Source organism: Aphanothece hegewaldii CCALA 016 (genome assembly GCF_003007785.1).
Taxonomy (GTDB): Bacteria; Cyanobacteriota; Cyanobacteriia; order Cyanobacteriales; family Microcystaceae; genus Chroococcus; species Chroococcus hegewaldii.
Genome location: NZ_PXOH01000015.1, coordinates 22,888 through 35,983, shown reverse-complemented (window position 1 = coordinate 35,983; position 13,096 = coordinate 22,888). Strand labels below are relative to the sequence as shown.

9 protein-coding genes are annotated in these 13,096 nt (G+C 38.5%); 6 read left to right on the top strand and 3 right to left on the bottom strand.

All coding sequences use genetic code 11. The features are described 5' to 3' along the window. Positions 1 to 74: 74 nt before the first annotated feature. Together C7H19_RS14095 and C7H19_RS14090 are read right to left on the bottom strand one after the other, a co-directional pair. Positions 75 to 761 carry an SAM-dependent methyltransferase gene (locus C7H19_RS14095; protein WP_106457522.1) on the bottom strand — a complete coding sequence of 229 codons (687 nt, stop codon included), beginning with the start codon at positions 759 to 761 and terminating at the stop codon, positions 75 to 77. A 100-nt stretch (positions 762 to 861) separates the two neighbouring features. Then, positions 862 to 2,898, bottom strand: a complete 2,037-nt coding sequence (locus C7H19_RS14090) for an elongation factor G (protein WP_106457521.1) — start codon at positions 2,896 to 2,898, stop codon at positions 862 to 864. Positions 2,899 to 3,714: 816 nt separating this feature from the next. On the opposite strand from C7H19_RS14090, the gene C7H19_RS25325 reads away from it, so the two are divergent. The 5 genes from C7H19_RS25325 (at position 3,715) to C7H19_RS14065 (ending at position 11,327) form a co-directional block, all read left to right on the top strand. Beyond that, a complete protein-coding gene (locus C7H19_RS25325) occupies positions 3,715 to 5,097 on the top strand; it encodes a response regulator (protein ID WP_146136520.1) in 1,383 nt (460 codons plus the stop codon). Between the two features lie 71 nt (positions 5,098 to 5,168). After that, positions 5,169 to 5,534 (top strand): response regulator, encoded by a 366-nt coding sequence (locus C7H19_RS14080; protein WP_106457520.1) that lies wholly within the window; start codon positions 5,169 to 5,171, stop codon positions 5,532 to 5,534. A 17-nt stretch (positions 5,535 to 5,551) separates the two neighbouring features. Then, entirely contained in the window at positions 5,552 to 6,034 is a 483-nt protein-coding gene (locus C7H19_RS14075) for a chemotaxis protein CheW (protein WP_106457519.1), read from the top strand. A gap of 41 nt (positions 6,035 to 6,075) precedes the next feature. Then, positions 6,076 to 8,688, top strand: coding sequence for a methyl-accepting chemotaxis protein (locus C7H19_RS26445; protein ID WP_219907654.1), 2,613 nt, complete (start codon positions 6,076 to 6,078; stop codon positions 8,686 to 8,688). 20 nt (positions 8,689 to 8,708) lie between these two features. Then, on the top strand, positions 8,709 to 11,327 hold the full coding sequence (locus C7H19_RS14065; RefSeq protein WP_106457518.1) for a hybrid sensor histidine kinase/response regulator: 2,619 nt from the start codon (positions 8,709 to 8,711) through the stop codon (positions 11,325 to 11,327). A 130-nt stretch (positions 11,328 to 11,457) separates the two neighbouring features. On the opposite strand, the gene C7H19_RS14060 is transcribed toward C7H19_RS14065, so the two are convergent. Continuing rightward, a complete protein-coding gene (locus tag C7H19_RS14060; RefSeq protein ID WP_181280612.1) occupies positions 11,458 to 11,823 on the bottom strand; it encodes a hypothetical protein in 366 nt (121 codons plus the stop codon). 318 nt (positions 11,824 to 12,141) lie between these two features. Here C7H19_RS14060 and C7H19_RS14055 point away from each other — a divergent pair, with 318 nt between their 5' ends. Continuing rightward, the gene (locus tag C7H19_RS14055) at positions 12,142 to 13,065 is read left to right on the top strand and encodes a J domain-containing protein (protein ID WP_106457517.1); all 924 of its coding nucleotides are present in this window, start codon (positions 12,142 to 12,144) and stop codon (positions 13,063 to 13,065) included. Positions 13,066 to 13,096: the final 31 nt, after the last annotated feature.

Sequence of the window (13,096 nt, the reverse complement as noted above, 5' to 3'; positions counted from 1 at the left end):
ATTGATATTTTTTTTAAGTTATGTGAAGAGTATCGTTATTTCCATTGTAGCTAAGGTTTCTGGCTTGCTCTAATTCATCCGATTTTTTTAATCACTAACATTTCATTGCCGCCTTTCTGTAATTCATATTGAACTTTCTCTAAATAAATTTGGTATCCTTTATCGGTAAATTCTTTGATGATAGCATCGAGATAAGGCGAGAGATCTAGCATCATCGTTAATAAGGGAAAAATTCTCACTTCTTTACTCACTTTAAGAATATCATCAAGAGACTTAAGATGAAATTCATAGGATAATTGATCTGAATATAAAAACAGGAAATGAGAACACAAAGCTAAATCGAATTCATTTTCTTGAAACGCTAAATGAGGAACTTCTTGAATTAAATATCGTTGTTCTTGCTTGCCTTGTTCGTAATCTTCTAAAAACATATTAAGTGCTTTAAGTCGATTATTTTTTAGGTCTTCAGGGGATTGATGATAAGACCAAACCCAGTCATCTGGCGTATTTCTGACTTGATTAATAATATTATCGACAACTTCATCAAATCTTTGTTTAATCTCTGTTTTGGTAAATTGATAAATTGGATCAATTGAAGTTACTTTAAGTCCTTTTTTACTGGCTTCAGCATTAAAACTAGCTGGCCCATCTCCTACCCCTAAAATCTTTTTTTGGAAATCTGCATCAGATAAATTAAAGATTTTAGTGTATTCATCAAAAGTGCGCCCAAAAGGAACAACCTGATCCAACTGTACAACCATACTTGACGCTTTTTAAAACTCAAAAATAATAGGGCTTGGAAACGCAAGCCCCTACAGATTATATTGTAAGGGTTGGAAGTCCAAACCCGATCATGAGAATTTACTTACGATGTCCATTGCCATTGGTGGCTAAAATATTATCGGTTAACTTATCTGGAACTTCTTGTAAGTGGTCGTATTCCCAATTAAAGAAACCGACACCCATCGTGAGCGATCGCAACTCAACAATAAGGTTCTGCATCTCTGCTTGAGGAAGATGTGCAGTAACTTGATCCCATCCTTTCCAATGTGTTAGACCTTCATAACCTAAAATTTGTCCCCGTCGTCCACTCACTAACTGTAAGACTTTGGAAGTATATTCAGAAGGTGCGGTAACTGTAACCGAGACAACCGGTTCTAATAAAATGGGTTTACATTTGGGCATTCCTTCGCTCATAGCAATACGGGCGGCCATTTTAAACGCTTGTTCGGAACTATCTACCGAATGATAAGACCCATCTGTTAAGGTCACATCCACATCAACCACTGGGAAACCTAACGGCCCATGTGACAGATATTCCCGTACTCCCACTTCCACACCAGGAATATATTGTCTGGGAACTACACCTCCAACAATTGTTTCATGGAATTGGAACCCCGTACCTCTTGGTAAAGGTTTAATCTCTAAATGAACATCACCAAATGCACCATGTCCACCAGTTTGATGTTTATAGCGTCCGTGAGACTTAGAGATCAAGCGGATCGTTTCTTTGTAGGGAACATGGGGTAAATGGGTCGTCATAGGTAAATTGTACTTACGACGCAAGCGATCTAAGGCAACTTGTAAGTGAATTTCTCCTTGTCCCCAGAGAATAACTTCTTTAGTATCTCCGTGTTGTTCCCAATATAATGAGGGATCTTCTTCGATCAGTTTACTCATTGCACCACTGAGCTTAACTTCATCTTTGCGGTTTTCAGGTGCGATCGCCAGTGCATAAACGGGTTTTAAAAGATGAGCTTTGGGTAATTCGGGGATATTATTGGTATTACTTGCCGTTGTACCCGTTGTTAGTCCTTCTAAACGACCGACAGCAACAATTTCTCCGACCATTGCTTGAGGGATGGGGTGTTGTTGTTGCCCCAAAAGACGATAAATGCCACCCGCACGAACCCCGTTGAGTAGCATTCCATCGGTTAAGGTTCCTTGCCAAACCCTGACGAGGGATAAGCGACCTCCTTGGGCTGTAAAATAAGTTTTGAGAATTTGCACGATCGTATTATTATCCGTTTGGGGGGTGAGTCCGCGACGTTGGGCTGTAACGCTCGGTGCGGGTGCTTCTTTGATTAAAGCATCGAGTAGAGGGCGTACACCATAGTCAAGATCGGCAATACCAAAGAAAACAGGAACAATTTGATCCGCGCTGAGTTCTTGTTTGAGGTCTTGGAGAATTTCGTCTTGGGGCGGTTCAATGTCTTCTAGGAGTTCTTCTAAGAGATGATCATCAAATTCGGCGATCGTCTCTAACATTTCTTGTCGGGCGGCGTGTTCTTCGTCTTTGAGGTGGTCAGGTAAGGGGACGGGATCGACTGGACTACCTTTATGATAGTGATAAGCTTGTTCAGTGATGAGATCGATATAACCAACAAGTTGTCCATCACGGCTTATGGGATACTGTAGCGGGACTAAGGGACGACTTGAAACTTCTTTGATGGCGTGTAGCACGTCCATAAAATGTGCATTCGCCCGATCCATTTTGTTGATGAAGAGTAGATGGGGTATTTCCCAGTCATCGAGAAATTTGAGGAGAGGGGCTAAGGTTAAAACTCTTTCGATAACTGGTTCACAAACAATAATAGCCGCACCTGCACCAGTGAGGGCATTATAAGTTTCTTGTGCGAATTCAATTGAGCCAGGGCAGTCGAGAAACGTAAAATTAATATCTTGGTAAGTTGTACTAGCGGTAGAAACCTCTACACTCATGTGACGCTCTTTTGCTTCTGGCGAACCGTCTGAGATGGTGTTGCCTTCGGTGACTTTCCCTTTACGAGAAATAGCCCCTGAAGCAAACAAAAGACTTTCGAGCAATGTGGTTTTACCGCTCGAATAAGGTCCGACGATGGCCACATTACGGGTGTTTTCTATGGCATTTTGGTTCATTTAATTTACCCCAAGAATACATTAAGAGAACATTGGCTTAACACTGCTTGTTTTGACTTTAATTGCTTAGTTCAGTGTTAAACATCGGCGAGAAATGATCCCTAAGCGATCTTTATCTCTGATTTGAAGGGTAGCGCATTTTGTGGTGTGGAATACTAAACTTGCAACTTCTCTTAAAGCAATTTTTATTTAGTGTTAACTAAGTTAAATCAAGGTTAAGTTTTGAAAACAAAGATGTAGTTATATCAGATTTACAAGAGAGATTAAGTTATTTTTGATGAAGGGTAAAAATTAATACATAATTTTTTTTTAATCATTGTCCAAAAAGTTGAAGCTTGTTTCTTAAATTAAACTTAATTTGCTTAACCATAAAAAAGAACAATTGTCAAGTCTACTTTATACAACTTTTGATTACTTTAAAGAGTCTACGAGAATTTACGGTAATAAATAGCCGATCATCAAAAAAACTTTATCTTCTATTTCCGTATATTCAACGATGTAGATTGAAAAATATTTCTGTTATTCTCTCGGTAGTGATTTGATATGAGCGATAAATATTTGGCAAGCTAATTGATTTGGATTGTCTTTTAAATAAACGGGAATAAGTAAATATTTCCGAGCATTTATTAAAATTGGGAATAGAGAAAACAGCTTACAGTTAAGAACATTCATATCAAGCATAACAAATCATATTTGGGGTGCAAAACAGATAATCATGAAGTTTATTTAGACCAATTAAAAGTCTAAAGTTATACTTACTGTAATATTGTTCAAAACTCATTAATTAATCCCTTACCAAAACCAACCCATATTTTCATGACTGAGCAAATTACTATTCCTGCCGAGTGTTTGCAGCTTATATCCCAAAAAAATAAAACGGGCTGTCTTATTGTAACCGATCCCAAAGATCGTTCAATTCAGTGGAAACTTTATGTAAATCAAGGTCAAATTAACTATGGTACCAGTCTAATTGGTCAACAAGAGAGGCTCACCTATCTAGGACAAATCCTTAAAACGCCTCTAAACATATTTAATTATGACCCCGAACATACTGAGTATCAAGAGATTTGTAATTATTGGCTAACTCAAAAGTTACCGATTATTGATCTACAACAATTGTGTCTGAAACTCACTCAAGAAACATTAGTACAAGTATCGGCGTTAGAACGAACCTCAATCACGTTCTTACCAAATAATCAGCTTCAACCGACTGTACTCAATTATTCATTGCGAGATTTTTTCGCTCAATTTCAAACAGCAATTAATCACTGGAAACAGCTAAGAACTGAAATATCATCACCTTTCATCCGTTTGTGTTTAGACTCACAAAAAATCTTTCACTTTTACAAAGCTTGGCAAATTTGGAGCAAAGAGCGAGAATTTTTATCCGTATTTGGCACTCAAACACTGTCTGCTTGGCTACAAAGTTTAGCGCAAAAAAAGTGTTTGTATGAAATAGCAACACAAATGCAGGTTTCACCATTAACTCTCGCGTTAAAACTTCAACCTTTGGTCAAAACTGGTGCTATTCAAAGCTTTCCCTTTCAAGAACCCATTTTAGAAAATATTGAGGCAACAATTCAGCCAGAAGAATTACCTAACAAAGCAATCATTTTGAGCGCGAAAAACGTTCAACCGAATAATTTTACGGAAACTAAGACGATCGCACCGCCTGTTACAGTCAACAATCTTAGAGAGTCTAACACTATACAAAAAAATACGGCCATTGATATTGCTGAAAAAATAGACACTAGAACAAGTGCATTATCAAGCATCATTAAAAGAAATGATGTTCCTATTTTACCGATCGCTTCTTCCTCACGCCCTTTGATTGTTTGTATCGATGACAGTAAAACAGTTCAACAACAAGTTACTAAAACGCTAGAAGTCGCCGGATACCAGACTATATCAATTACTGATCCAGCCTCAGCATTAACCGTATTAATTCGACACAAACCTGTTTTAATTTTGCTCGATATTAATATGCCAGAAATCAACGGCTATGAATTGTGTCAAATGTTAAGCCGATCTCGCAAATTAAAAGATATTCCAGTAGTTATGCTCACTGGAAGAGAAGGGCTAGTCGATCGCTTGCGAGCTAAATTTATTGGTGTGAGCGAATATCTCACTAAACCTTTTAATCCTAATGAATTAATCGAAGTAGTACAAAGATTAACTATTATTTCCTGCTCAATATAATTTTATTGATTCATTTGGGAATACTAATACTAAGACGTTTTTGCATCCCTTGTATTTTTTTGAGGAAATTTATGAAATCCGTTCTAGTTGTCGAAGATACTCAAGCCGAACGTTTACTGATTTCTGCCTTGTTAACCCATGCAGGATTTACGGTAAATGTAGCTGATAGTGCCGAGTCGGCGTGGCAATGGCTAGAAAAAAATACTCGGCCAGACTTAATTTTACTAGATATTATTATGCCTGGTGAAAGTGGTCTTGATCTGTGTCGAAAAATCCGTACTGATGACAAGTGGCAAAATATCCCAATTTTATTCTGTAGTTCAAAAGCCGAAGACTTTGATCGTTTTTGGGCTCTCCGACAAGGAGGCAATGATTACATTACAAAACCTTTTGTACCTCAACAACTTGTTGATACCGTAGAGCGTTATGTTAATTAACTGTTATTCCCTTTGTTATGTTCCCAGAATTTTTCAGTTTTCAGTTAGCTGATTCGATCCGAATTGCTCTGCCATTAGCCCATGTCGAAAAAATTATCCAAATTCCACAAAAGCAAATTTGTCCACTGCCAGGAATTGCTCCTTATTGGGCAGGTGTAGCTAATTATCAAGGATCGCTACTTTGGATTTTAGACAGTGAACAGTTCTTTAATCTAATCCAAGAGCGTTCTTTTAAAAAAACGAATTGGACAGTTATTGTCGTCACTTTTCAAACTTCTGAAATTAGACGACGTATAGCGATTAGTGTTAAAGCGTTAAATGGTATTATTTCTGTTGATCTAACTGCTTCTTCTCATTCATCTTTTTTCCCTCTATTACCTCAGTTTCAAAGTTTATTTAGTTCATCGATTATTTATGAAAATGAACTACTTCTAGTATTAGAAACAGAAGCGTTATTTACTAGCTTATCTACTCCAAATTTATCGTTTATTGATGTTTAGTTGGTCATTGTTCCTTTGTTACTTTTTTTTGGATTTAATCTATGTTAGACTCCTCGACTCGTTCTCAATCACCCAAATCAACCGATGATAATTTAACTTATCGGGGTACAAGTTACAATAAGGGAAATTCAAATAGTAATAATAGTGTAGATATTGCTAACGAATGTATTAACAAAATTCTTGAAGCGGGAAATCTTGAAAAATCAGGTAATCTAACTGGAGCGATCGCCCTTTATCGAGAAATCATCGAACTCGACGAAAGCGGAAATTATGGCGCAGTTGCAAAAAAAACAATTGAATCTTTAGAAGAAAAACTAAAAACTTCTTTAGTTGTTCCAGTTACGCCAATTATTCCATATCCAGAGCAAACAGTAGAACAAGAAACCATTAAACAGCCTTTGCCGCGTCGTTTGAAGAAATGGTTTGATGATCTACCCATTCGGACAAAACAACTCGCCACATTATTACCCTTAGAATTGCTATCGGTTTTAGGAACAGTCGGAGTTGGTTCATATTTAATTATCAGTAATGGTCAATCTCAATTAATTCAACAAGCCAAATCTGAGTTAGCAGTTTTAGAAATTAACTACAAAGTTAAAATGAACCAAATGTTCTTTGGTTTTGGTGGATTAGCCACTAACCCGGCGGTTATTAATGCAGCACAAAAACGTTTACCTAACTCATCAGTGACTGGTACATTACGTTATGAATTGTGGAATCGTAAAATTGAAATTGCTACCCTAGTCGATGCACAAAAACGCATTGTTGCAACATCGAGTTTATCGCGTTTTGGCGAGATTTATGATCCACATGAGTTAGTAAAAAAAGCCTTAGCAACAGGCGAACAACTCATCAGTACAGAAGTCATTTCTTATGATGAACTCGCCAAAGATAGTCCTCGTTTAGCCGAACTACGAGCCAGAGATATTGGAATCGATCCAGCAAGCAAACCTAACTTTGTGATCCGCTATGTTGTAACCCCAGTTCGTGCTTTAAATTCTCAAATTGTCGGGGCGTTAATTTCTGGAGATATTGTTAAAGCTCCCATTGCAATCAATACGCTTAATGCCTTAAATGGTGGTGTTAGTTCGATCTATTTAGTCAAACCCGATCAAAGCTTTAAATTAGCGGCTTCTGCCCTAAAAAATGCGACTGATAAAACAAATAATAATTCAATGTTTGCTAACAATTCTATTTTAAAAGAAGCAGTTTCCGCCAAAAATGGTGAGATTGTTACTAGCACCATAAACATCAACAATCAATCATATACCCTAGCAGCAAAAGCACTGTTTGACAATCATGGAGTTCCAGTTGCTGTTCTAGTTAGAGGAACTTCTCAGCAAGCTTTAAACGCCCTGATCACGCAGAGTTTAGCCCTACAAGGATTAGTTTTAGCTTTAGCTCTTATAGCGGGTCTTGGATTAATTTATCTGTTAGGACGAGCCATTGTGAACCCAATTGAGAAATTACAGCAAGTTGCTCAAGCTTTCTCATCAGGCGATCGCAATGTCCGCGCCCAAGTATTAACCACAGATGAAATTGGCCAATTAACAACAACCTTCAACAAAATGGCGGATAATATTGTTGCATCCGAGGCATCATTAGCCCAACAAGCGCAACAACAAGAAATTGAAGCCATCAAACAACGCCAAGAAAAAGAAAACTTACAAACAGAAGTTGTTAAATTACTCCTCGAAATTGAAGGAGCCCAAAAAGGAAACTTAACCGTGAGAGGAAAAGTCAGCGAGGGCGTTGTCGGTTCAATTGCAGACGCATTTAACACCACCATTAATAAATTACGAGATTTGGTTTTACAAGTCCAAGACGTTTCTAACCAAGTCAATGAACTCTCGCAAAGTGGTTCAACATCAGTACGCCAGTTATCGGATGCTGCTTTAACACAATCGAGCGAAATCAACCAAGTTTTACAAACGGTTGCCCAGATGAATACATCCATTCAAACGGTTGCTAATTCCGCTACAGAAGCCGCAAAAATCGCTCGTCAAGCCTCCACAGAAGCTCAAGAAGGCGATTTTACAATGGATAAAACCGTTGATAGTATTGAGAAAATCCGCTCAACCGTTGCGAGTACTGCTAAGAAAGTAAAACACCTTGCGGAATCATCGCAAGAAATCTCGCAAATTGTCGAAATTATTTCAGGAATTTCCGAAAAAACCAACTTACTCGCTTTTAATGCTTCCGTCGAAGCAGCCCGCGCTGGAGAAAATGGACAAGGTTTTCGTATTGTTGCAGAAGAAGTTCGTCGCTTGGCGGATCGAGTTACCGAACAAACCAAAGAAATTCAAAACTTAGTACGGAATATTCAACAAGAGACAGGGACAGTATTACAAGCAATGGAAGAAAGTACCAGTACAGTTGTGACGGGGACAGAATTCGCTTTACAAACCAAGCAGATTCTACAAGGCATTGCAGCAACCAGTCAAAAAATTGACGCATATCTACAAGAAATTTCGAGTAGTACAACCACTCAAACTGAGGCATCACAACAAGTAAATCAAACGATGGAAGAAGTGAGCGCGATCGCACAAGAAACATCGTCTGAAGCGCAAGATGTGGTGAAATCCTTACAAACTCTAGTAGAACAAGCGACCGTCCTACAAACTTCAATTGCTCAGTTCCAGTTAAAATCCTAATCAACAAATCACGAAAATCTATGAGTTTTCAGATAGACGAGGCAACACTGGCCGCAATGACCCAAGAGGCCAGAATTTGTTTTTTAGAAGAAGATGCCCCCCAATATTTACAAACCTTAGAAATAGGGTTACAGCAGCGTCATGATTCTCCTAATTTCATCGAATTACAGCGAGCCACTCACTCTCTTAAAGGCGGTGCAGGGTTAGCTCAACTGCCGAGTCTAAGAGAGTTATCCCATCGTCTAGAAGACCTCTTACAAGCGATTCAACAGCAGACGGTGTTAGAGATCGAGGAAGCTTGGACTTTATTAGAATGGGGAGTTTCTGAAGTTGCTAACCTGCTAAATCAAGCTCGCATGGATCAAGTTGTCGATGCTGATTTCGCGCTTTTAGAGATTCTAGCCTCTTTTACGCCTACCTCACCTGAAGAGACTTTAAACGAGCCGACACAAACCGTTAGTGCGTCTCAACTTGCCCTCATTCAAAAAGCACTCACGCAAGATTTAGAAAGCTGTATCACAACAGTTACTTGTTTATCACCCGATGCTTCACCAGATGAGATTAGTAATACCTTAAACCTCTTTTTTGATGAGTGTCTTTTGTTAGGTGAAACCCTAGATTTACCTTGGCTTATCGCAGAAATCGAACCACTAGAACTGGTTTTAGCTGAAACATCACCCGAAGATGCTTTATTGATTTCTCAACAACTGATTATACAATTGCGTTCATATAGAGATCAATATCTCGCAGAAATTGAGCCAGTTAATAGCGCGAGTGAACCGTCTCCCGTTCCAAAAGAAGAAAAAGTACTTTCATCTCAAGTTCGTGTCCCTTTAAAACGATTAGAGGATATGACTTATCATGTAGAAGAATTAATTTTGACACGAGAACGATTACGGTTACAACAAGAGCATTTACAGCAAGCTAATCAACGTTTAAGGGATTTATCACAAGTTTTTGAACCAATTCGAGAACAAATTCAGTTATTGTATGATCAAGTTGCTTTAGCCCCCATCTATTCCTCTGGTTTAGTCCTGCCGAAAAATGATTCTAATCTCGATTTTGATGCCCTAGAATTAGATCGCTATACTGAGCTACATAGCAGCTTGCAAACCTTTCAAGAGTTAATGTTACGGATTCAAGAAACACGTGCCGATTTAGACTTAATTAATCATGATTTTGCTGAAAATTTAGAACAATCTCAAAGTAATTTAGACGGCCTTTATAATAAACTAACTCAATCTCGTTTGGTTCCTTTTAGAATCCTAGCTCAACGTTTTATCCCACAATTACAAAATCTTAATCGACGTTATGGTAAATCGGTTGATTTGCTCATCGAAGGAGAGGAGACTTTAGTTGATCAAGTGGTTCTCGAAAATCTTCAAACTCCTTTAACTCATTTGTTAAATAATGCTTTTGATCATGGGATTGAATCCATTAGCGATCGCCTCGCGTGTGGAAAAACCGAAACCGCACAAATTATACTTTCAGCTAAAGTTGATAATAATACCCTGATCATTCAATTAAAAGATGATGGACAAGGAATTGATTTATTGCGGATCTATCAACAAGCAAAAGAACGCGGACTGTGTTTAGCTGATTCTTCTTTTGAGCAGTATCATTCAGAACAGATCCTCGATTGGATTTTTCAGCCTAATTTCTCGACAGCCCAAACCGTCAGTGATTTATCAGGGCGAGGTGTGGGTTTAGATATTGTGCGGACTCAGATTCAGCGTTTGCGAGGCACAGTTCAGGTAAAAACGCAAGCCAAAGAAGGCACAACTTTTATCTTAAAATTACCGCTTAACCTCAGCTTAATGTCACTTTCTTTGATTCAAGTTGAACAGCGTTTGATTGCATTGCCGAGTTTGAGTATTCTTGAATCTTTGCCCTATAAAGAATTAGAGTGGCTAACCTCTAACCCTCCAACTGTCCAATGGCGACAACAAATTATCCCTGTAATATCTTTAGGGGAATTATTACCCTGTCCTCAATTACCCTTAGATTCAGTAAATCCGCGTGTTGCTTTAGTGGTTTCTGGTGCGTTTACACCTTTTGTCATTACTGTCAATAGTTTAATCGGTGAACGTTTATTAATTGTTAAACCTTTTGATCAAACAATTGTGATCCCCGCTTATTTGGCAGGCTGTACAATTTTAGGTAATGGTGAAATTGTTCCCGTGTTATTGCCCGAAGCTTTCCCTATGGATTCGGCGATACCACTCAAAGCACCAACGCCAACGATCGTCAAAACTCCAACAATTTTAGTAGCAGAAGATTCGGTGGCGACTCGACGCTTACTCGAACGGATTTTGACTCAAGTTGGTTATACTACACTAATGTGTCGAGATGGTCAAGAAGCCCTTGATACACTCGCTCAACATCCTGATGATGTAAGTTTGGTTATTTCGGATGTGGAAATGCCGCGACTCAATGGCTTTGAACTTTTACAGCAGATGCGATCGTCTCCCAAGTGGAAACATATTCCCGTGATTATGGCTACTTCTCGTACTGGCGATCGTCATCAACAACAAGCGATGCAACTAGGCGCTAATGCTTATCTTGGTAAACCCATTCAAGCTCAAGAATTTTTAACTACTATTGAGGCTTTATTAACAAATAATTTGAGTTTTGTCTAGTTTTTGTTACAAAAATTATTTAAAGTGAGTAGGGTTTGGAGACCAAACTGCACCGCTCACAGGATTTGAAATCCTGTGAAACGGCGTGCAGTCGCCTTCCGCGACCCCTACAGTTTATCTGTATGATTGCTTAACGAGCAGAAATATCTTTACCTGCTTCTTTAGCATTTTCTCCTACTTCTTTAGCGGTTTCTTTGGCACTGGTAGTAATACCTTGTCCGAATTGCCCAAAAGCTTCTTTTGAATCTCTAGTAATATTTTTGATTCTTTCACCTAAAGGTACATCGCCATCTGCTTCTTCTTTAAATTCTCTAGTAGTTTTCGGTCTTTCAGATTGTACACTGGTTTCGTGTAACTGGTTGCCAATTCTTTCGCCGATGGGTTCTTTAGCATATGCAGGAGTAACCGTCGTTCCTAGTAATAAAATAGCGACTAAAGTAGCGGCTAGAAAACGAGCAAAACCACGTTTTTTAAGGGAAGTAATTAGATTTTTCATAATATGACTCCGTTGTTGTTTACTTTGTTTGAATTGTCAATTTTTACAACACCTATTCAAGTTAACGGCTAAAAGAGTCTATATTCCTCTGACCAAAGTTGTATTCTACTCACACAAAAAGTTTATTTTTTTCCTTGAAAAGGCTGTTTTTAAATCACACTTATTGCAGAGTTAGTTTATACACAGGTAGATGAGGGATGATTAAACAAAGGTTTGTCGTTAGTCAAAAAGCCGATATGGGAAAGATAAATAAGAGCGACGATCGTTCCTAAAACATAGGAAAATATTCTTGATGCTTATCGGTTCGCTTTGATCACAATGCACTTGTTTTCGCACTTAGAACAACTTATCTTTAATCTTCTGCTCTTAGTTTTAATCGTTTGTGGTTTAGCCCTACTTAATAAAAATACGGATGATGAGTCTGATACAGTTATCCGAAAACCTCGTCAACCCGTCTATCGTTCTTTTCATCTTGCTTGCTTACTCGAAGATGCGCCCCCAAGTTCTCTTAAAGGTCAATCTTATGAACTCGCTATACCTTTGATGACACCGTTTGCCTGCATTGTTCCGCAAACTTGGCAGTATTTTTATACTTATCATCTCGCACAACCAGGGATTAATTACTGGACATGGCAAGATAAACCAGAGTCTCATCAAGTTTGTCCAGCATTAGCCGATTTATTTAGTTTAAACGAACCTCAAGGATACGCCAAAGAAATTTTAGAATCTCTTGCACTCAGACAAAATCCTTTTTTTCATCCCTCGTGGAACCGTAAAAACGCTAAACTAGGAAACCTTTTTCACCGGTCTCAAGTCGTTAAGGAGCAGGGAAAGTTCGCCGAACGAGAATTTCGGATACAACTTGCTATGCGTGACGCTTTTAAACAATGGCATCAAGGGGCGATTCAAAAACTCGGAAAAGAAAAACTAACATCAGTTTATCAAAGGTGTTACGGCGTTTCTTGGGATGTTATTCAAGAAATTATGAGGATCTCTAAAACCTCTTTTGAGATGTTAATTTTGGAACAATCCTCTGCTTGGTGGGAAATTTTAGGCGTTTCTTTCTTAACTAGAGGCGAACGTGTCGAAAAATCCTATTATACTTTAGTTCGCTTCTGGCATCCCGATCGCAATTCTCACCCTAATGCAACAGAAGTGACGATACGTCTTAACTTAGCATATCAACAATATCAAGCTTTGCCTCAAGCTTGGCCCGCGTTACGCAAATGGCACCTCAAGTGAGCCATAAGTTGATACAATAAATCGATTTAGT

Excerpts from the sequence above, each read along its gene's own strand:
- C7H19_RS14055 (WP_106457517.1), top strand. The coding sequence starts at position 12,142 with ATGCACTTGTTTTCGCACTTAGAACAACTTATCTTTAATCTTCTGCTC.
- C7H19_RS14075 (WP_106457519.1), top strand. The coding sequence starts at position 5,552 with ATGTTCCCAGAATTTTTCAGTTTTCAGTTAGCTGATTCGATCCGAATT.
- C7H19_RS25325 (WP_146136520.1), top strand. The coding sequence starts at position 3,715 with ATGACTGAGCAAATTACTATTCCTGCCGAGTGTTTGCAGCTTATATCC.
- C7H19_RS14080 (WP_106457520.1), top strand. The coding sequence starts at position 5,169 with ATGAAATCCGTTCTAGTTGTCGAAGATACTCAAGCCGAACGTTTACTG.
- C7H19_RS14090 (WP_106457521.1), bottom strand. The coding sequence starts at position 2,898 with ATGAACCAAAATGCCATAGAAAACACCCGTAATGTGGCCATCGTCGGA.
- C7H19_RS14095 (WP_106457522.1), bottom strand. The coding sequence starts at position 761 with ATGGTTGTACAGTTGGATCAGGTTGTTCCTTTTGGGCGCACTTTTGAT.
- C7H19_RS14065 (WP_106457518.1), top strand. The coding sequence starts at position 8,709 with ATGAGTTTTCAGATAGACGAGGCAACACTGGCCGCAATGACCCAAGAG.
- C7H19_RS14060 (WP_181280612.1), bottom strand. The coding sequence starts at position 11,823 with ATGAAAAATCTAATTACTTCCCTTAAAAAACGTGGTTTTGCTCGTTTT.
- C7H19_RS26445 (WP_219907654.1), top strand. The coding sequence starts at position 6,076 with ATGTTAGACTCCTCGACTCGTTCTCAATCACCCAAATCAACCGATGAT.